The following is an 18,699-nucleotide window of genomic DNA, read 5'->3' on the forward strand; positions in this document are numbered from 1 at the left end:
CGTCCCTTTCAAACCTTATCTGGTGCGGGTGGAGGGACTTGAACCCCCACGCCTTGCGGCGCCAGAACCTAAATCTGGTGCGTCTACCAATTTCGCCACACCCGCATACCGTCAGGCCGCCTGTCAGGGGCGGCCCGTGTTCCGGGGCCTTCTAGCAAAGCGATCTGCGGGATGCGAGAGGAAAAGCGTCACAGGCCGAGGCTGCGGAACACGCAAGGCAGCATGTCGGGCAGATCTTCGGCGATCAGGCCCGGTCCGAAGCTGCGTGCCGCCTCGATGTGCAGCCATGCGCCGGTGGCGGCGGCTGTGAACGGGGGCAGCCCGCGCGCCATAAGGCCGGTGATGATGCCGGCCAGCACATCGCCCGATCCGGCCGTGGCAAGCCACGGGGCCGCGCGATCATGGCTGGAATGGGCCAGCACCGCGCGGCCTGACGGATCGGCGATGATGGTGTCGTGACCCTTCAGCAGCACCGTGCAACCGGCGCGGGCGGCCGCCTGCCGCGTCACGTCCGGTTTCGGGGCGCCTTGTTTCAGCGACTCGGCAAGATCGGGGAAGATTCGCCCGAACTCTCCCTCATGCGGGGTCAGGACGCATTGGGGGTGAAGCAGGTCCAACTTGCCTTTTGACAGGGCGGTCAGCGCATCGGCATCCAGAAGTGTTTGCCGCCGCGCGTTCAGGGCAACCGGCAGCAGGGCTGCTGCGCGGTCCGTCCCGAGGCCGGGGCCAAGGCAAAGGGCATTGATCCGGTCATCCGCCAGCAGCGCGCCAAAGTCCTGCGCGTCATCGGCGGGACGCAGCATGATCGCGTCCAGCCGGGCGGCGTGTTCAGTGATCGCAGGGGCGGGCGGCACCAGCGTAACCAGCCCCGCGCCGACGCGCAGGGCGCCCCGCGCTGCCATCCGTGCCGCGCCGCCATGACCGGAGGCGCCCGCGAGCACCAGCGCATGGCCGTGGTCGAACTTGTGGCCGCCCGATTTGCCCAGAAGGTGAACGGCAGGGGCGGCAAGGTGAAGATCGGCAGTGACCGGCAGCGGATCGATCACGCGCAGGCGCCCCGTCACCTGCGGACCGTCTGCCAGATAGTGTCCGGGCTGGGCGGCATGGAAAGTGACCGTCAGGTCCACCGGCTGGCCGGTGGATCTTCCGGTTTCGGGATCAAGGCCTGGGGGAAGGCCAACCGCGACCCGCCGCGCCGCCTGCACCTTTGCATTGCCGATGGCCAGTTCCGGCATGTCCGAGATCGGCCAGCCCATCCGCGTGATCAGGCGCAGGACCGCGGGATGTTCGGGGGCCACCGCCGTGGCGGGCGGGGTTCGGCGGAAGTCCGGCCACTCCTGCAGGATCGCGGCGATGACGGCGCTTGCCCGCGCCTCTGCCGTTGCCCCGCCAGAAGCAGATTCTCTTCCGGCAGTGCCGTGCAATTGGGCAGCGGTGGGAAGCGGCGCGCCAAACGGCACGTCTTTGTTATCATGACGCATGTTTTTTGTGCTTTTCGCTGAAAGATGTAGCGGTTGTGCTTGGTTTTGGGCGCTCCGGAACGTGCATTTGCCATGGCCGATTGTCCGCTGATCGCTAAAGTGGTCAGTGACGATGAAACGACAGCGGAGACTCGGCCGATGAAGAAAATTGAGGCGATCATAAAGCCCTTCAAGCTCGACGAGGTGAAGGAAGCTTTGCAGGCAGCCGGTGTTCAGGGCCTCTCCGTTGCGGAAGTGAAGGGGTTCGGGCGCCAGAAGGGCCATACCGAGCTTTACCGCGGTGCCGAGTATGTCGTGGACTTCCTGCCCAAGGTGAAGATCGAGGTCGTCATTCCCGATGATCTGGTCGATGCTGCGGTGGAAGCCATCGTGCAGGCCGCCCGCACCGAGAAGATCGGCGACGGGAAGATCTTCGTCAGCCCGGTTGAGCAGGCCATTCGCATCCGCACCGGCGAGACCGGCGACGACGCGATCTGATAAAAGTTTCTACGGAGGAATTATACGTGATGAACGTTCAGGAAGTTCTGAGCCTGATGAAGGACGAGGAGGTCGAATATGTCGACATCCGCTTCACCGATCCCAAGGGCAAGCTGCAGCACGTCACGCTGGTTGCGGATCTGGTCGATGAGGACTTCTTCGAGGAAGGCTTCATGTTCGACGGATCCTCCATCGCGGGCTGGAAGTCGATCGACCAGTCGGACATGAAGCTGATCCTTGACCCGGCTTCGGTTTACATCGACCCGTTCTATGCCGAAAAGACGCTTTGCGTGCATTGCAACGTGGTGGAGCCGGACACCGGCGAGGCCTATAGCCGCGACCCGCGTTCGACCGCGCTGAAGGCCGAGGCCTACCTGAAATCCTCGGGGATCGGTGACAGCTTCTACTGCGGCCCGGAAGCCGAGTTCTTCATCTTCGACGATGTCCGCTATTCGGTTTCGATGAACAAGGTGTCGTTCCAGGTCGATGCCGTTGATGCAGCGTGGAACACCGACACCGTTTACGAAGGCGGCAACACGGGCCACCGTCCGGGCGTGAAGGGCGGCTATTTCCCGGTCAACCCGATCGACGATGCGCAGGACCTGCGCGGCGAGATGCTGTCCACCATGAAGCGCATGGGCATCAAGGTCGACAAGCACCACCACGAGGTTGCATCCTGCCAGCACGAGCTGGGGATGATCTTCGGCGGGCTGACCGAACAGGCCGACAACATCCAGAAGTACAAATACGTCATCCACAACGTCGCCCATGCCTATGGCAAGACCGTGACGTTCATGCCCAAGCCCATCAAGGGCGACAACGGCACCGGGATGCACGTGAACATGTCGATCTGGAAGGACGGCAAGCCGTTGTTCGCAGGCGATAAATATGCTGACCTGTCGCAGGAGGCGCTGTATTTCATCGGCGGCATCCTGAAGCACGCCAAGGCGCTGAACGCGATCACCAACCCGTCGACCAACAGCTACAAGCGTTTGATCCCGGGCTTCGAGGCACCTGTTCTGCGCGCCTATTCGGCACGCAACCGTTCGGGCTGCGTCCGTATTCCGTGGACGGAATCGCCGAAGGCCAAGCGTGTGGAAGCCCGCTTCCCCGACCCCTCGGCCAACCCGTACCTGGCATTCGCTGCGCTGCTGATGGCCGGCCTTGACGGCATCCGCAACAAGATCGACCCGGGCCCGGCTTCGGACAAGGATCTTTACGATCTGCCGCCGGAAGAACTGGCCGCGATCCCGACCGTTTGCGGCAGCCTGCGCGAAGCGCTGGAAGAGCTGGAAAAGGATCACGAGTTCCTGCTGGCCGGCGACGTGTTCACCAAGGACCAGCTTGACGGCTACATGGCCCTCAAGTGGGAAGAGGTCTACCACTACGAGCACACGCCGCATCCGGTTGAATACCAGATGTATTACAGCTGCTGATCCCTTCGCGATCCGGCACGGATGGCCGCCCTTCGGGGCGGCCTTCTCCGTTTGGGGGCGGCGGGTCTGTTGCGATGGGCTGCGGCACGGGCTATGCCGGAACAAGATCGCAAAGGAGCCTTATCAGATGCGTGCTTTCGTTTTTCCGGGGCAGGGTGCCCAGACCATCGGCATGGGTCGTGCACTGGCCGATGCCTATCCCGAGGCGCGGGCCGTGTTCGAGGAAGTGGACGAGGCGCTGCAGGAAAAGCTGTCCGCCCTGATCTGGGACGGCGACATCGAGACGCTGACCCTGACGCTGAACGCGCAGCCGGCGCTTATGGCAACCTCCATCGCGGCCATGCGCGCGCTTGAGGCGGAGGGGATCGGCATGGCCGATGCCGACTTCGTGGCAGGCCATTCGCTTGGGGAATATTCGGCGCTGTGTGCTGCAGGCTCGTTGTCGTTGACCGACACGGCCCGCCTGCTGCGTGCGCGCGGCGCCGCCATGCAGGAAGCTGTGCCCGTGGGCGTTGGCGCGATGGCTGCCATCCTGGGCCTTGGCTTTGACGACGTGCACGCGGTGGCCGAAGAGGCCGCGCAGGGCGAGGTGTGCCAGGCCGCCAATGACAACGATCCGGGGCAGGTGGTGGTATCGGGCCATCTTGCAGCGGTGGAGCGCGCGGTGGAGATCGCCAAGGCACGCGGTGCCAAGCGCGCGCTGATGCTGCCGGTTTCCGCGCCGTTCCATTGCGCGCTGATGCAGCCCGCCGCTGCCGCCATGTCCGAAGCGCTGGCCGCCGTTCCGATCGATGCGCCGCAGGTGCCGGTGGTGGTGAACGTCCGCGCCGAGGCCGTCACCGAACCCGACCGCATCCGTGCGCTTCTGGTGGCGCAGGTCACCGGATCGGTCCGCTGGCGCGAGTCGGTGCAGTACATGGAAGGTGCGGGTGTTACCCAGTTCTGGGAAATCGGTGCCGGTAAGGCACTTTCGGGCATGATCAAGCGGATCGCCAAGGGGGCGGAAACCCGCGCCATTGGCACCCCCGAGGATGTAGCGGCGGCAAAAGCCGCGCTGAACGACTGAAGCAGGAGCAGAGATGTTTGATCTGACAGGCAAGAACGCGCTGGTAACGGGCGCATCGGGCGGCATTGGCGCGGACATCGCGCGGGCGCTGCACAAGGCGGGGGCGACGGTTGCGCTTTCGGGCACGCGCGAGGCACCGCTGGCCGAACTGGCCGCCGAGCTGGGCGAGCGGGCGCACGTGGTCACTTGCAACCTTTCGGATGCTGCGGCCGTGGAAGCGCTGCCGAAGGCTGCCGCCGATGCGATGGGATCGGTCGATGTTCTGGTCAACAATGCCGGCATCACGCGCGACAACCTTGCCATGCGCATGTCGGACGAGGAATGGCAGTCGGTGATCGACGTCAACCTCACCTCCACCTTCCGGCTGTGCCGCGGCGTTCTGCGCGGCATGATGAAGGCACGCTGGGGGCGGGTCATCAACATTTCCTCCATCGTGGGGACGACGGGCAATCCGGGGCAGGTAAACTATTCCGCTGCCAAGGCCGGCATGGTCGGCCTGTCGAAAAGCCTTGCCTTCGAGGTGGCCAGCCGCGGCATCACGGTGAACTGCGTGGCCCCCGGCTTCATCCAGACTGCGATGACTGACAAGCTGAACGACGAGCAGAAAGGCCGCATTCTGGCGCAGATCCCGTCGGGGCGGATGGGTTCGCCGCAAGAGATTGCTGCCGCCGTGCTGTATCTGGCCAGCGCAGAGGCCGGGTATGTGACCGGTTCGACCCTGCATGTGAACGGCGGAATGGCCATGCTGTGATAGTGCTTGAAAGCGTTTGCCTTGGTGAATAACCCTTGCTATAGCGCGCCTCGAGACCACGGGGGCCGCATAGCCACCGAGGCACCCCGTCGCACTGTCGGGACAACCGCCCATCGGGCAATGACAATTGGGACGGGACCGCTCCCGCAATGTATGAGGAAATGACATGAGCGACATCGCAGATCGCGTGAAAAAGATCGTCGTCGAGCACCTGGGCGTCGAAGAAGAAAAAGTGACCGAGAACGCTTCGTTCATCGACGATCTGGGCGCTGACAGCCTCGACACCGTTGAACTGGTCATGGCCTTCGAAGAAGAGTTCGGCATCGAGATCCCGGACGACGCTGCCGAGACGATCCAGACCTTCGGCGATGCCGTCAAGTTCATCTCCGAAAAAGCCTGATCCGGCTTCAACGGATGAAAGGGGCGCCCCTTGCGGGCGCCCTTTTTGCATTCACTGGGCCGAAAAGGCGGTGGTCAGGGCCGCGATCAGGTTTTCAGCGTCATAGGGCTTCCGGACGACCGGCACGCCGCGCATCGCTTCGGGCAGGGCCGAGCCTTCGTCGTAGCCGGTGGCGAAGACGAACGGGATGCCACGTGCGCGAAGCTCTTCCGCCACCGGGATGGACGTTTCCTGCCCGAGGTTGACGTCCAGCATTGCAAGTTCGATCTCGCTGCTGCTGACAAGTTCCAGCGCCTGTTCGACGTTGCGGGCCAGCGAGATGCGGCGGAAGCCGGAATCTTCCAGCATCGCTTCAACATCCATCGCGATAAGCAGCTGGTCTTCCAGCAGCATCAGATGTGCTTCCTCGGGGATGCTGGTGCCGGTTTCGGCAGTGACGGCGGGGGCAGTGGTCATCTTTGGTTCCTCGAAGCGGACATGGCGGGCGGGAAGGACAAACTCTGCCTCCACGCCGTTGGGATGATAATCGATGCGGCTGCTGCCCCCCAGATCGAAGGGCAATGACCGTTGAAGCAAGAGAGAGCCGAAGCCCGTGCGGGAAGGCGGCACGACCGCAGGGCCGCCGCTTTCACGCCATTGCAGGGCGCAGTCACCGGTTTGCGTGGCGGCCCATGTCACCTGCAGCAGGCCGCCGGGGCGCGACAGGGCCCCGTATTTCGCGGCATTGGTCGCCATTTCATGCAGGATTTGCGCCATGACGGAAAAACCGCGACTGTCGAGAATGACGTCGGGGCCGTGCAGTTGGATCGCGGTTGAACCGTCATAGGGCGAAAGCTCTGCCTGCAGCAGCGCCGAAAGCGCGCCGCCCCCGTCGCCGCGCATGACCTGATCATGGGCATATGACAGCGCCTGAATGCGGCCTTTCAGTGCGGCAACATAGGATTCCAGCGTTTTGCCTTCTTCAAGCGGGTGCCCGATCACCGACTTGATGACCGCGAGGATGTTCTTGACGCGGTGGTTCAGCTCGTCGTTCAGGACGCGCTGGCGCAGGTCGGCGCGGGTGCGTTCTTCGGCGAGCAATTCGTTGTGCAGCAGCACGATTTCCACCAGAGAGGAGCGGAGGGCCTGGGCGGTATCAAGCTCGTCTTCCGTCCAAGGGCGGGAGCGGCGATGCACTTCCTCTTTCCACAGCGCGAAGCTGCGGCGGGGGGTCAGGCGGTCCCCACGGGGGCCGACGCTGTATTTTTTTTCGGGGTTCCCCGCCCAGTCAAGCGTGTGGATCTGTTCCAGCCGGAAGAACAGGATCCAGTCGCGCGGGATCTGCGAAACGGGAACGGCCAGCATTCCGGCGGCCTGTTCATGAAAGTCTTCGGCCTGCGGGAAATGGTCCAGCAGGCTGTCCGTGGCCCAGACCTCGCCGTCGCTATGCTGGGCGATCTGGGGCAGGAGGGCATCTAGCGCGGCATCATCGGGAACGCTGCCACTGCTGACCCGGCCTGCGCTGGATTGCACCACGATACCGTCGCAATCCAGCAGTTGTCGGAAATCCTCCAGCCCATTTGAAAGCAGGTCGGAGACATCCTGCGAAACGTCCAGCCGCGAAAGCTTGCCCAGCTGGTGGCGGGCGCTGGCGGCGGTCTCCAGCTTGCGCTTGCGCAGCAACGTGCCAAGGTGCAGGGACAGGAACTCTCCGAACATCTCGGTCGCGACGCGCTCGGCCATTGTCAGCGTGCGGGGGGAATAGTGGTGGCAGGCGATCAGCCCCCACAGAACCCCGTCAACGATGATGGAGATCGACATGGAGGCGCTGACCCCCATGTTGCGCAGGTATTCGCAATGGATGGGCGAAACGGAACGCAGATGCGCCTGCGACATGTCGAGCGGGACACCCTCGTAAAGCTCTGGCATCAGCGGGACGCGATCGGCGGAGGCGTCGGAGATCAGCCTGATGGTGTTTGCCAGATAAAGCCGGCGCGCCTGTGCGGGAATGTCTGCCGAAGGGAAGTGCTGGCCGAGGAAGCTTTCTAGGTGGTCTTCCTTTTCCTCGGCGATGACGCGTCCGGAGCCGTTGCGGGCGAATTCATAGATCATCACGCGGTCGTACCCGAGGCTGGTGCGAACCAGCCGCGCCACCTCCTCTACCAGCGCATCGGTGGCCGCGATGCCCGAAATGCGGTCCATCATCAGGCGGGCCAGTTGCAGGGGCGGGGCAAGGGCGGTTCCGGTGCTTTCCACCTCCAGCACGGTTGCCGCACCGTTCTGGTGCACCGCCATGTCCACATGGCGGCCCGACGGAAGCTGCACATCGAACAAAAGCGCGGGGCGGGTCTGGCCGCTGGCGACCGTCATCGCGTCGCGCAGCCGGGCATGAACCTGCGGGCCGAACATCCGTGTGGCGCTTTGCCCGTTCTGCACGCCTTCCTGGCCGAGGATCTGTGCGCTGTTGACCGAGTGCTGGCGCAGTTCGTTCATTTCCAGATCGAAGGCCAGCAACGCACCTTGCGGCTGGATGGAGCCGGGAATGTGGATCGGTTCCTGATCGCAGTTGTTGAGGGTAAGCGGCTCGGTCATGTCGGATCTTTCGTGAACGCGGTGCGGGCGGCAGCGAAGGTCACATCCGCGCCATTGGCAGCGGCACCGGCGTCGTAAGGGTGGGCGCTGTCCAGCAGGGACAGGAAGGCGGTCCAGTTCGTCACATCGCCTGCAAGATGTCTGGCGCCGAATATTTCGTCGAACCCCATGGCGCGGGCCTGACGGCGAAGGATCTGGCTGCCGAGGGCGGCCCCTTCCAGCACGTAAAGCCGGCCAAGCATCGCGCTGCCTGCCAGGGGCGGGAGGGGCGGCACCTTGGGGCAGGGCAGGCCCAGATCGGCCATGTCGCGGCAAAGCGCGGGGAGGATGCGACGCGGCCGCCAGCCCTGAAACGAGACGTCGCCCAGCGATGGTTCCACGGCTGCCCGGAAACGGTAATTGGCTTTCACGTAAGCTTCATATTCGGCGCGATCGGCAAAGCCATTCACTGCCGCGTCCAACGCGCGATGTGCCGCGGCCGTTGTATCACGCAATTGCCAGCGCCTGTCCGAAAGTTGTTCCGCCCGTACCATCGGCGGGAAACTAGCTGGAAGTTCATCCGGCGCAAGGGTGACTTGCGCGCTCTGGCGCACGGTCGGATGTGCCTTATGTTGCAGGGGCGCGGCCGCGCGTGTATCAGGCGGCAGGTTTGCGAAAAGGAAAATGGTCATGCGTCGGGTTGTCGTCACAGGTCTGGGTCTGGTCACACCGCTGGCCTCGGGCGTCGAGGAAACGTGGGAGCGTCTGCTGGCCGGTCAATCCGGAGCGGGCACGATCACCCGTTTCGATCCGGCCAACGTGGTGACGAAATATGCCTGCGAGGTTCCGCGCGGGGATGGCACGAACGGTACCTTCAATCCGGATGACTGGATGGAGCCCAAGGACCAGCGCAAGGTGGATGATTTCATCATCTATGGCATGGCCGCTGCCGTTCAGGCCGTGAAGGATGCCGGCTGGGAGCCGACGGACGAGGAAAGCCTGGAGCGGACCGGTGTCATGATCGGGTCGGGGATCGGCGGGTTGAGCACGATTGCCGACACGGCTGTTCTGATCAAGGAAAAGGGGCCCAAGCGCGTTTCCCCGTTCTTTATTCCCGGGTCGTTGATCAACCTTGTTTCGGGTCAGGTCTCTATCCGCTTCGGCTTCAAGGGTCCGAACCACGCTGTTGTAACGGCCTGTTCGACCGGTGCGCATGCCATTGGCGATGCGGCGCGGCTGATTGCGTTCGGGGATGCCGACGTGATGGTTGCCGGAGGGGCGGAAAGCCCGATCTCGGAAATCGGGATCGCGGGCTTTAACGCCTGCAAGGCGTTGTCGAGCAAGCGTGCCGACGATCCCACCGCGGCCAGCCGCCCTTATGACGCCGACCGCGACGGTTTCGTCATGGGCGAGGGCGCGGGGATCGTGGTTCTTGAAGAATACGAGCATGCCAAGGCTCGCGGCGCCAAGATCTATGCCGAGGTGCTGGGTTATGGCATGTCGGGGGATGCCTTTCACATCACGGCCCCGGCCGAGGATGGCGATGGCGGGTTCCGCGCCATGACTGCCGCCCTGAAGCGCGCCGGAATCGAACCGTCGCAAGTGGATTATATCAACGCGCACGGCACCAGCACCATGGCGGACACGATCGAGCTTGGGGCCGTGGAGCGGTTGCTGGGCGAGCATGCCGCAGATGCGACGATGAGCAGCACGAAATCCTCCATCGGGCACCTTCTGGGTGCGGCAGGTTCGGTTGAGGCGATCTTCTGCGCGCTGGCGATCCGTGACCAGATCGCGCCGCCGACGATCAACCTTGATGATCCGGCGGTGGAATCGAAGCTGGATCTGGCGCCGAACAAGGCCGTGAAGCGCAAGATCGACGTGGCGCTTTCCAACTCGTTCGGGTTTGGCGGAACGAATGCCAGCCTGGTTCTGGGGCGGGTGACTGACTGATGTGGAAATCTGTCGCGTCCAATGCACTGACCCTGTTCATCGTGATTCTGGTCCTGGTGGCGGGATTGGTGGCCTGGGGGCGGCAGAGCTTCTTTGAGCCGGGGCCGCTGGCGCAGCCGATCTGCCTGCGGGTGGATCGGGGCGACGGTACCGCAACCGTGGCGGCCCGGCTGGCGGCGCAGGGGGCGATTTCCAACGAAATCGTTTATCGCATCGGGGCGGATTATACCGACAAGGCGGGGAGCGAGAAGTTCGGGAGCTATCTGATCCCGGCGGGTGCCTCCATGCCGCAGATTCTTGATATCGTGACGGCCGGCGGACAATCGACCTGCGGGCGCGAAATCAACTTCCAGATCGGGGTGGCAAGCACGCAGATGGTGCTGCGCGATCTGAACCCCGTGACCGGTCGTTTCGAGGAGATCGCGAAATACGATCCCGCAGCGGGGGACGCGCCCGAAGCCTTTGCCGACATGGAAGGCGATGATCTGCGCCTGCGTGTGACGCTGGCGGAAGGCGTGACGAGCTGGCAGGTGGTTGATGGGCTGAAACGGGCCGATTTCCTGACAGGCGATGTGGATGAGGTGCCTGCGGAGGGCACGCTTGCGCCCGACAGCTATGAAGTGGCCGAGGGCACTGCACGCGCGGACCTTCTGGCCGAAATGGCGGAAAGGCAGACGCGTATTCTGGCGGAGATGTGGGAAGGCCGCGAAGAGGGCTTGCCTTACGAGACGCCGGAGGAGGCGCTGATCATGGCCTCGATCGTGGAGAAGGAAACCGGGATCGCCGAGGAGCGCCCGATGGTTGCCAGTGTTTTCGTGAACCGCCTGCGGCAGGGCATGCGGCTTCAGACGGACCCGACCGTGATCTACGGCGTCACGAACGGCGAGGGTGTTCTGGGGCGTGGTTTGCGGGCCAGTGAGTTGCGGGCGCGCACCCCTTACAACACCTATGTCATCGATGGGCTGCCGCCCGGACCGATTGCGAATCCCGGGCGGTTGAGCATTCAGGCGACGCTGCATCCGGCGGAAAGCGATTACGTGTTCTTTGTGGCCGATGGCTCGGGCGGGCATGTGTTCGCGCGCACGCTGGACGAGCATAATGCCAATGTTGCGAAGTGGCGCGAGATCGAGCGGGCGCGGGGAGAGGTGCCGGAGGGCGGCGTGCAAACGCGGCAGTAAAGGCGTGATTAAGCCTCCGCACCGTTAAGGTATTGTAAAATATTGACTTTCGGGGCGGTGTGGCGTATACCTTTTGCCATGCTGGAAGAATTGAACGAGCGGCCTCGGGGGTGACCCCGCAGGCCGTTTTTTCGTTCGCTCGTGCGGGCAGCATGAGAGGCGGGACAAGCAATGAAGGTGGATCTCTCCGTTGGAGAAGCTTCGCAGGTCGATCTGCTTGCGGAGACAGAGAGGCTGTATCGGGAGGTCGCAGAGGAGCTGGCGCTGGCCACGCGCCGCGTGAGTGACGGCGATCTTGGGGAAGTGGCGAACACGGTGCGCGCGGCGAAGGATCTTCGCGCGGCTTTCCAGATGGTGATGGACGAAAGGACACGGGTTGAGAAACTTCGCAAGCAGGTTGCCGGCGTCGTCAACGACTATGCCTTTGACCTTGATGCCGCACGAGATGAGATCGGGCGCAGGCTGGCTTGCCTCCGCGGCGCAGGATGAGGTGGATGCCTTTCTTGGGGGGCTGGGGGACAATGCGCTGATGGCGCTGCCGTGGCTGTTCGAGTTCTGGGCGCTGCCGCACCAGTTGCCGCCTGACGGGGCGTGGAAAAGCTGGGTTATCATGGGGGGGCGCGGTGCGGGCAAGACTCGTGCCGGCGCCGAATGGGTGCGGGCGGAGGTGGAGGGGGCGCGCCCCCTTGATCCTGGCCGATCACGCCGCGTCGCGCTGGTGGGAGAGACGATCGACCAGGTGCGCGAGGTCATGATCTTCGGCGAAAGCGGATTTCTTGCCTGCTCGCCTTCCGACCGCAAGCCGGTGTGGGAGGCGGGGCGGCGTCGTCTGGTCTGGCCGAACGGTGCGGTTGCGCAGGTGTTTTCGGCACATGAGCCTGAAAGTTTGCGTGGGCCGCAGTTTGATGCAGCATGGGTGGATGAGCTGGCGAAGTGGAAGAAGGCCGAGGAGACGTGGGACATGCTGCAATTCGCATTAAGGCTGGGGGAGCATCCGCGCCAGGTCATCACAACCACTCCGCGCAATGTGGCTGTGCTGAAGGCGATCCTCAAGAATCCCTCTACGGTTGTGACACATGCCCCGACGGAAGCGAACCGCGCCTATTTGGCGGCGAGTTTTCTGGACGAGGTGCGCCAGCGTTACGAGGGTACCCGACTTGGCCGTCAGGAGTTGGACGGGGTTTTGCTTGAGGATGTGGAGGGCGCGCTTTGGACCACGCCCGCACTTGAATCAGGACGGATTGAGGCCGCGCCGAAGCTGGACCGCATCGTCGTGGCGGTGGACCCGCCGGTGACGGGGCATGCAGGATCGGACGAATGCGGGATCGTTGTTGTGGGGGCGGTGACGCAGGGCCCGCCGCAGACATGGCGTGCCGTGGTGCTGGAAGATGCCAGCGTGACGGCGGCGAGCCCTGACACATGGGCACGGGCTGCGCTGGCCGCGATGGAGCGGCATGGAGCGGACCGTCTGGTGGCGGAGGTGAACCAGGGCGGAGATCTGGTGGAGACGGTGATTCGCGGGATCGACCCCATGGTGCCGTTCCGCGCCGTGAGAGCGAGCAAGGGCAAGGCTGCGCGGGCCGAGCCTGTTGCGGCGCTGTATGAACAGGGGCGTGTGCGGCACCTGCGGGGCCTTGCTGCGCTGGAGGACCAGATGTGCCGGATGACGCTTCGCGGCTTTGACGGGAAGGGTTCGCCTGACCGGCTGGACGCGCTGGTCTGGGCCTTGTGGGAACTGATGATCGCGCCGGCTTCGGGGCATCAGCGCCCGCAGGTGCGGGGGCTTTAGGGGCACCGCGCGGAGGCATTAAGCGATGTTAACCCCTTCGGCGTAGATTGGTTTTCAACGGACGAAGGGTCCGGTTCTGAAACAACAAGACGGTGCGGCCGCGCATTTGTGCGGGTGGCGGCGGCTTGCCGGATGGAGGTGCGGATGTTCGATTTCCTGAAACGGGGCACGGCGCAGGTGCCGGAGGTCAAGGCCTCGGCGACCGGGCCCGTGATCTCGTATCAGAGTTCGGGGCGCGTGGCGTGGAGCCCACGCGACACGGTCAGCCTGACGCGAACCGGCTTTCAGGCCAACCCGATCGCGTTTCGCGCTGTGAAGATCATTGCCGAGGCGGCGGCGGCCCTGCCGCTGGTGCTTCAGGATGCCGAGCGGCGTTATGACTTGCATCCGGTGCTTGAGCTGATCCGCCGTCCGAATGCGGCGCAGGGGCGGGCCGAATGGTTCGAAGCGCTTTATGCGCAGCTTCTGCTGTCGGGAAACGCGTATCTTGAGGCGGTGCCGGGCGGCACCTTGCCGCTGGAGCTTCACGTTCTGCGCTCTGACCGGATGAACCTGGTTCCCGGGCCGGATGGCTGGCCCGTGGCCTATGACTATACCGTAGGGGGGCGCAGCCTGCGGTTCGACATGACGGGTGGTTTGCAGCCGATCTGCCATATCAAGACGTTCCATCCGCAGGACGATCATTACGGGCTGTCGCCGATGCAGGCGGCGGCGGTGGCGCTGGACGTTCACAACAGCGCCTCGCGGTGGTCCAAGGCGCTGCTGGACAACGCCGCGCGGCCTTCGGGGGCGATCGTTTACAAGGGCGTGGACGGGCAGGGTTCGCTTTCGCCAGACCAGTACGACCGGTTGGTGACCGAGATCGAAATGAACCACCAGGGTGCGCGCAATGCGGGCCGCCCGATGCTTCTGGAAGGAGGGCTTGACTGGAAGCCGATGGGGTTCAGCCCTGCGGACATGGAGTTTCATGAAACAAAGCTGGCGGCGGCGCGCGAGATTGCGATCGCGTTCGGTATTCCGCCGATGATCCTGGGGATTCCGGGGGATGCGACCTATGCCAACTATCAGGAGGCGAACCGCGCCTTTTATCGCCTGACGGTGCTGCCGCTGGCGACGAAGGTGGCGGCGCAGGTTTCGCATTGGCTTTCGTCGTTCAGCGGCGAGGAAGTGGAACTGCGGCCCGATCTGGACCAGGTTCCCGCGCTTGCCGCCGAGCGTGACCAGCAATGGTCGCGTGTGGGGGATGCGGATTTTCTGACCACCGCTGAGAAGCGCGCCCTTCTGGGGCTGCCGAGGGTGCCGGAGGAATGAGGGAAGCCGGATCGCGCTTTCTTTATGACAGTTTTGATGCCGCCGCCGCGCGGATCGAAGCGAATGAGCGCGTGTCCGAGGAACGCTGGAACGGGCTGGAATACCGGCTGGTCCAGATCGAGGGCACGCTGGACCGGCTGGAACGGCGCGTCTGGCTGGGGGTCTATGGTGTTGCGGCCTTTTTGCTGACGCAGGGGGCCGAGGCGCTGATGAACACGGCGATGAGGTGAGGATGATCGGAGTTATTGGAGCGCCCGAACGCAAGTTCCACGCCACCGGCACGCTGGAGGTGAGGGGCGGGGTGATCGAAGGCTATGCCTCTCGGTTCGGGCTGCGGGATCAGGGGGGCGATGTTGTGTTGCCCGGCGCTTATGGCGCCAGCCTTGCGCGGCTGAAGGGTCGCCGCGTGAAGATGCTGTGGCAGCATGATGCGGGCGAGCCCATCGGCGTTTGGGACGACGTTCGCGAGGACCAGACGGGCCTGTTCGTGAAGGGTCGGATCCTGCCGGACGTGGCGCGGGGCCGCGAGGCGATCGCGCTGCTGGATGCGGGGGCCATCGACGGGCTTTCCATCGGCTATCGCACCGTGCGGGCCGATCGGGACGCCAAGGGCAGGCAGCTGGCGGAGCTGGATTTGTGGGAGGTGTCGCTTGTGACCTTTCCGATGCAGATCGAGGCCCGCGTGCAGGCCAAGAGCGGGGATGTTCACGGCTGGCGCCAGATTGCCGCCGTGCTGAGGAATGCGACGGCGGAAATCGCCGCGCGCTGAGATTTCACAATACCGGAGGGTGGAATGACCGAGACGATGTCGCGGATCGGAGGCGGCATGCCTGATGATCCGGTTGCAGAGATGGCTGCGGCCATGAGTGGGTTCGTGAACGAACTCAAGGGCTTCAAAGCCGACGTTTCCAAATCGCTTCAAAAACAGGAAGAGCGACTGACCATGCTGGACCGCAAGACGATGACCTATGGCCGCCCGGCCCTTTCTTCCGCTGCAGAGGTGGAGGTGCCGCATCGCAAGGCCTTTAACGCGTACCTGCGTTCGGGTGATGATGACGGGCTGCGCGGCCTGTCGATGGAAGGCAAGGCGCTGGGCACGTCGGTTGCGGCCGATGGCGGCTATCTGCTGGACCCGCAAACGGCTGACACGATCCGTTCGATGCTGGTTTCCACCGCATCCATCCGCGCCATCGCCAATGTGGTGAACGTGGAAGCGACATCCTATGATGTGCTGGTGGACCGTTCCGAGGTCGGCTCGGGCTGGGCGAGCGAGACGTCCAACCTGACCGAGACGGCGACGCCGGCGATCGAGCGCATCTCCATCCGGCTTCACGAGCTTTCGGCGATGCCCAAGGCGAGCCAGCGCCTGCTGGATGACAGCGCTTTCGACGTGGAAGGCTGGCTGGCCGGCAAGATCGCGACGCGCTTCATGCGTGCCGAATCCGCAGCCTTTGTTTCGGGCGACGGCATCGACAAGCCGACCGGCTTCCTGACGGCGCCGAAGGTGGCGAATGCCACCTGGTCGTGGGGCAGCCTCGGCTATGTCACCTCGGGGGCGGCGGCGGATTTCGCATCGACCAATCCAGCCGATTGCATCGTCAACCTCGTTTATTCGCTGCAGTCGCAGTACCGCGCGAATGCGACTTTCGTGATGAATTCCAAGACCGCGGGTGCGGTGCGGAAGATGAAGGATGCCGATGGCCGCTTCCTTTGGTCCGATGGACTGGCGGCAGGCCAGTCCGCGCATCTGATGGGCTATCCCGTACTGATCTGCGAGGACATGCCCGACATCGCGGCCGGCGCGTTCGCCATCGCCTTCGGTGACTTCAACACCGGCTATACCATCGCCGAACGGCCCGATCTGCGCCTGCTGCGCGATCCCTTCTCGGCCAAGCCGCATGTGCTGTTTTATGCCACGAAGCGCGTGGGCGGCAATGTCACCGACTTTGCGGCGATCAAGCTGCTGAAATTCGCAACCTCGTAACAGCGTTGCGGATCGGGTGTCGCCCCGCCGCGCCTTCCAGCTGTTCCCTCCGTCCGAGCGGCGCGAGGGGCGGCACCCGCCCAATCAACATCAAGGATTTGCGATGAACCTGATCGAGGAAACCCGGACCGCGGCGGATGTGCTGCCCGTGGCCGCGCTGAAGGCGCATCTGCGGCTGGCCAGCGGGTTCAGTGATGACGGGCAGCAGGATGCGCTGCTGGAAGGCTATTTGCGCGCCGCCATCGCCGCCATCGAGGGGCGGACCGGCAAGGCGCTGATCGCGCGGCCTTTCGTTCTGCAACTGACCCGCTGGCGTGATGTGTCGACCCAGCCGCTGCCGCTTGCCCCCGTGGCGCACGTTGCCTCGGTGCGGGTGGACGGGACCGAGGTGGTTGGATGGCGCCTGGTGCAGGACATGCATCGCCCGCGCATCGTGGCTCCTGTTCTGCCCACCATCCCGGAAGGCGGCGTGGCGGAGATTGTTTTCACGCCCGGTTTCGGGGCGTGGGATGCCGTGCCGGCGGACCTGGCGCAGGCCGTTCTGCTTCTGGCCGCCGAATATCACGAGGTGCGGCATGAGGCGGGTTTGCGGGTTTCTGCCCTTCCGCTTCAGGTTGCCAGCCTGATCGAGCGGTGGCGCACGGTGCGCCTGCTTGGGGGTGCCGTATGCGGATGACCCATGCGCTGGTGCTTGAAGCGCCGGTGAAGGTGGCCGACGGCGCTGGGGGCACCCTGCGCGACTGGCGCAAGCTGGGCACCCTTTGGGGTGCGATGAAATACGGCCCCGTGCGGGAGGATGGTGGCGTGGCGGTGGTGGCCGTCCGCATCACGGTGCGTGCCGCGCCGCAAGGCGCGCCTTCGCGGCCCGTGGCAGGCCAGCGACTGCGCGACGGGGAGCGGATTTTCGACATTCTTGCCGTGACCGAAGCTGGTGACCGGCTGACCTGCCACGCGGAGGAGAAGCCATGAGCTATGCCACTGCGGCAGCCCTTCAGGCCGCGCTTCATGGGCGGCTGATCGGGGCGCTGGATGTGCCGGTTTACGATTCCGCCGCTGATGGCCTTGGCGGCACCTGGGTGCTGATCGGTCCGGAGGATGTTCGCGACCGTTCGGACAAGACCGGCGCCGGTGCCGAGCATCGCGTGGTGCTGAGCGTGGTTTCGGATGCCGAGGGTTTTCAGCGGGCCAAGACGGTTGCCGGCGCGATTTGCGACGCGCTGGCGCTGCCGATGCAGATGACGCGGGGCCGGATCGCGGCCCTGTGTTTCGATCGCGGGGTCGCGCGGCGGCTGGATGCCGGGCGCGTCCGCCGTATCGACCTGACGTTTCGCGCGCGGGTCGAGGATACAGTGAAGGGAGAGGAATAGATGGCTGTTCAGAACGGGAAAGACCTGCTCATCAAGCTTGACATGACGGGCGACGGCCAGTTCGAGACGGTGGCCGGGCTGCGAGCCACGCGCATCAGCTTCAACGCCGAAACGGTGGATGTGACCAGCCTTGAAAGCGCGGGTGGCTGGCGTGAGTTGCTGGGCGGGGCGGGTGTACGCTCTGCCTCCATCTCGGGGTCGGGCGTGTTCCGCGATGCGGCGACGGATGAACGGGCGCGCCAGATCTTCTTTGATGGCGAGGTGCCGCAGTTCCAGGTGATCATCCCGGATTTCGGCGTGGTGCAGGGCGCGTTCATGATTACCGCGATCGAATATGCCGGCAGCCATAACGGCGAGGCGACGTACGAGATGACGATGGCCTCGGCCGGGGCGCTTGGCTTCACGGCCCTGGCATGAACCCCTGGGCCGGAGAAGCGGCGCTGACCATAGACGGCCGGCGCCATGTGGCGAAACTGACATTGGGGGCGCTGGCAGAGCTTGAGGCCGCGCTGGAGGCGGGAAACCTGATCGCCCTGATCCAGCGGTTCGAGGAGGGGCAGTTCACCACCCGCGATGTGCTGGCCGTGATCGTGGCCGGTTTGCGCGGGGGCGGCTGGGATGGGCAGGCGCAGGACCTGATGACCGCCGAGATTGTCCCTGCAGAGGCAGCGAAAGTGGCGGCGCTGCTGCTGGCCCGCGCTTTTGCGCTGCCGTGATCGACTGGGCCGGCCTGATGCGGGCAGGGCTGCACGGGCTGGGGCTGCATCCCGATGCCTTCTGGCGCCTGACGCCCAATGAATTGCGGATGATGCTGGGGGCGGAGCAGGCGGCCCCGCTGTCGCGCGCGCGGCTGGAGGAACTGGCCCGCGCATTTCCCGATGTGAAAGGAGAAGGTGGTGAGCCAGGATCTTGAGGAACAGGTGGATGCACTTGAAGCGACCCTTGGCTCTGTTTCC

22 protein-coding genes and 1 tRNA gene are annotated in these 18,699 nt (G+C 64.4%); 19 read left to right on the forward strand and 4 right to left on the reverse strand.

The annotated features are described in order from the left end of the window. Window positions 1-20: 20 nt before the first annotated feature. Window positions 21-105: transfer RNA gene (locus JX25_RS04010), tRNA-Leu, on the reverse strand. Window positions 106-188: 83 nt separating this feature from the next. Further along, entirely contained in the window at window positions 189-1,481 is a 1,293-nt protein-coding gene (locus tag JX25_RS04015; RefSeq protein WP_128253798.1) for an NAD(P)H-hydrate dehydratase, read from the reverse strand. Window positions 1,482-1,619: 138 nt separating this feature from the next. Between JX25_RS04015 and JX25_RS04020 the strand changes: the two genes are divergently transcribed. The 5 genes from JX25_RS04020 (at window position 1,620) to JX25_RS04040 (ending at window position 5,611) form a co-directional block, all read left to right on the forward strand. Further along, the gene (locus tag JX25_RS04020) at window positions 1,620-1,958 is read left to right on the forward strand and encodes a P-II family nitrogen regulator (protein WP_128255168.1); all 339 of its coding nucleotides are present in this window, start codon (window positions 1,620-1,622) and stop codon (window positions 1,956-1,958) included. A 29-nt stretch (window positions 1,959-1,987) separates the two neighbouring features. Beyond that, complete coding sequence (glnA, locus tag JX25_RS04025; protein ID WP_128253799.1) at window positions 1,988-3,394, forward strand: type I glutamate--ammonia ligase; 1,407 nt, start codon at window positions 1,988-1,990, stop codon at window positions 3,392-3,394. A 127-nt stretch (window positions 3,395-3,521) separates the two neighbouring features. Then, window positions 3,522-4,460, forward strand: a complete 939-nt coding sequence (fabD, locus tag JX25_RS04030) for an ACP S-malonyltransferase (RefSeq protein WP_128253800.1) — start codon at window positions 3,522-3,524, stop codon at window positions 4,458-4,460. Window positions 4,461-4,473: 13 nt separating this feature from the next. After that, on the forward strand, window positions 4,474-5,211 hold the full coding sequence (gene fabG / locus JX25_RS04035) for a 3-oxoacyl-ACP reductase FabG (RefSeq protein ID WP_128253801.1): 738 nt from the start codon (window positions 4,474-4,476) through the stop codon (window positions 5,209-5,211). A 166-nt stretch (window positions 5,212-5,377) separates the two neighbouring features. Next, complete coding sequence (locus JX25_RS04040) at window positions 5,378-5,611, forward strand: acyl carrier protein (RefSeq protein WP_128253802.1); 234 nt, start codon at window positions 5,378-5,380, stop codon at window positions 5,609-5,611. A 51-nt stretch (window positions 5,612-5,662) separates the two neighbouring features. On the opposite strand, the gene JX25_RS04045 is transcribed toward JX25_RS04040, so the two are convergent. Beyond that, entirely contained in the window at window positions 5,663-8,182 is a 2,520-nt protein-coding gene (locus tag JX25_RS04045) for an HWE histidine kinase domain-containing protein (RefSeq protein WP_128253803.1), read from the reverse strand. Continuing rightward, window positions 8,179-8,676, reverse strand: coding sequence for a biliverdin-producing heme oxygenase (locus JX25_RS04050; RefSeq protein ID WP_128253804.1), 498 nt, complete (start codon window positions 8,674-8,676; stop codon window positions 8,179-8,181). Before JX25_RS04050 ends, JX25_RS04045 begins: the two co-directional genes overlap by 4 nt. Before the next feature lie 175 nt (window positions 8,677-8,851). Here JX25_RS04050 and fabF point away from each other — a divergent pair, with 175 nt between their 5' ends. From fabF to JX25_RS04120, 14 genes are all read left to right on the forward strand, one after another. Further along, window positions 8,852-10,114 carry a beta-ketoacyl-ACP synthase II gene (fabF, locus tag JX25_RS04055; RefSeq protein WP_128253805.1) on the forward strand — a complete coding sequence of 421 codons (1,263 nt, stop codon included), beginning with the start codon at window positions 8,852-8,854 and terminating at the stop codon, window positions 10,112-10,114. Next, on the forward strand, window positions 10,114-11,292 hold the full coding sequence (mltG, locus tag JX25_RS04060) for an endolytic transglycosylase MltG (protein ID WP_128253806.1): 1,179 nt from the start codon (window positions 10,114-10,116) through the stop codon (window positions 11,290-11,292). The genes fabF and mltG overlap by 1 nt, the downstream gene beginning before the upstream one ends. A 171-nt stretch (window positions 11,293-11,463) precedes the next feature. After that, complete coding sequence (locus JX25_RS04065; RefSeq protein ID WP_128253807.1) at window positions 11,464-11,781, forward strand: hypothetical protein; 318 nt, start codon at window positions 11,464-11,466, stop codon at window positions 11,779-11,781. Beyond that, window positions 11,738-13,081, forward strand: a complete 1,344-nt coding sequence (locus JX25_RS04070) for a DNA-packaging protein (protein ID WP_164876048.1) — start codon at window positions 11,738-11,740, stop codon at window positions 13,079-13,081. Before JX25_RS04065 ends, JX25_RS04070 begins: the two co-directional genes overlap by 44 nt. Window positions 13,082-13,225: 144 nt before the next feature. After that, on the forward strand, window positions 13,226-14,392 hold the full coding sequence (locus JX25_RS04075) for a phage portal protein (RefSeq protein WP_241557846.1): 1,167 nt from the start codon (window positions 13,226-13,228) through the stop codon (window positions 14,390-14,392). Further along, a complete protein-coding gene (locus JX25_RS04080) occupies window positions 14,389-14,622 on the forward strand; it encodes a GTA head formation protein, RCAP_rcc01685 family (RefSeq protein ID WP_128253809.1) in 234 nt (77 codons plus the stop codon). Before JX25_RS04075 ends, JX25_RS04080 begins: the two co-directional genes overlap by 4 nt. Window positions 14,623-14,624: 2 nt before the next feature. Further along, window positions 14,625-15,161 carry an HK97 family phage prohead protease gene (locus JX25_RS04085; protein WP_128253810.1) on the forward strand — a complete coding sequence of 179 codons (537 nt, stop codon included), beginning with the start codon at window positions 14,625-14,627 and terminating at the stop codon, window positions 15,159-15,161. Between the two features lie 24 nt (window positions 15,162-15,185). Continuing rightward, window positions 15,186-16,376 carry a phage major capsid protein gene (locus tag JX25_RS04090; protein ID WP_128253811.1) on the forward strand — a complete coding sequence of 397 codons (1,191 nt, stop codon included), beginning with the start codon at window positions 15,186-15,188 and terminating at the stop codon, window positions 16,374-16,376. A 103-nt stretch (window positions 16,377-16,479) separates the two neighbouring features. After that, the gene (locus tag JX25_RS04095) at window positions 16,480-17,052 is read left to right on the forward strand and encodes a head-tail connector protein (RefSeq protein WP_128253812.1); all 573 of its coding nucleotides are present in this window, start codon (window positions 16,480-16,482) and stop codon (window positions 17,050-17,052) included. Beyond that, window positions 17,043-17,345, forward strand: coding sequence for a head-tail adaptor protein (locus JX25_RS04100; RefSeq protein WP_128253813.1), 303 nt, complete (start codon window positions 17,043-17,045; stop codon window positions 17,343-17,345). The genes JX25_RS04095 and JX25_RS04100 overlap by 10 nt, the downstream gene beginning before the upstream one ends. Further along, window positions 17,342-17,743 carry a DUF3168 domain-containing protein gene (locus JX25_RS04105; RefSeq protein ID WP_128253814.1) on the forward strand — a complete coding sequence of 134 codons (402 nt, stop codon included), beginning with the start codon at window positions 17,342-17,344 and terminating at the stop codon, window positions 17,741-17,743. Before JX25_RS04100 ends, JX25_RS04105 begins: the two co-directional genes overlap by 4 nt. After that, window positions 17,744-18,160 carry a phage major tail protein, TP901-1 family gene (locus JX25_RS04110; RefSeq protein ID WP_128253815.1) on the forward strand — a complete coding sequence of 139 codons (417 nt, stop codon included), beginning with the start codon at window positions 17,744-17,746 and terminating at the stop codon, window positions 18,158-18,160. Continuing rightward, a complete protein-coding gene (locus JX25_RS04115) occupies window positions 18,157-18,459 on the forward strand; it encodes a gene transfer agent family protein (RefSeq protein WP_128253816.1) in 303 nt (100 codons plus the stop codon). The genes JX25_RS04110 and JX25_RS04115 overlap by 4 nt, the downstream gene beginning before the upstream one ends. Continuing rightward, window positions 18,456-18,656 (forward strand): rcc01693 family protein, encoded by a 201-nt coding sequence (locus tag JX25_RS04120; protein WP_277750068.1) that lies wholly within the window; start codon window positions 18,456-18,458, stop codon window positions 18,654-18,656. The genes JX25_RS04115 and JX25_RS04120 overlap by 4 nt, the downstream gene beginning before the upstream one ends. Window positions 18,657-18,699 lie beyond the last annotated feature (43 nt).

This window comes from Falsirhodobacter deserti, from assembly GCF_004015795.1.
Classification (GTDB): Bacteria; Pseudomonadota; Alphaproteobacteria; order Rhodobacterales; family Rhodobacteraceae; genus Falsirhodobacter; species Falsirhodobacter deserti.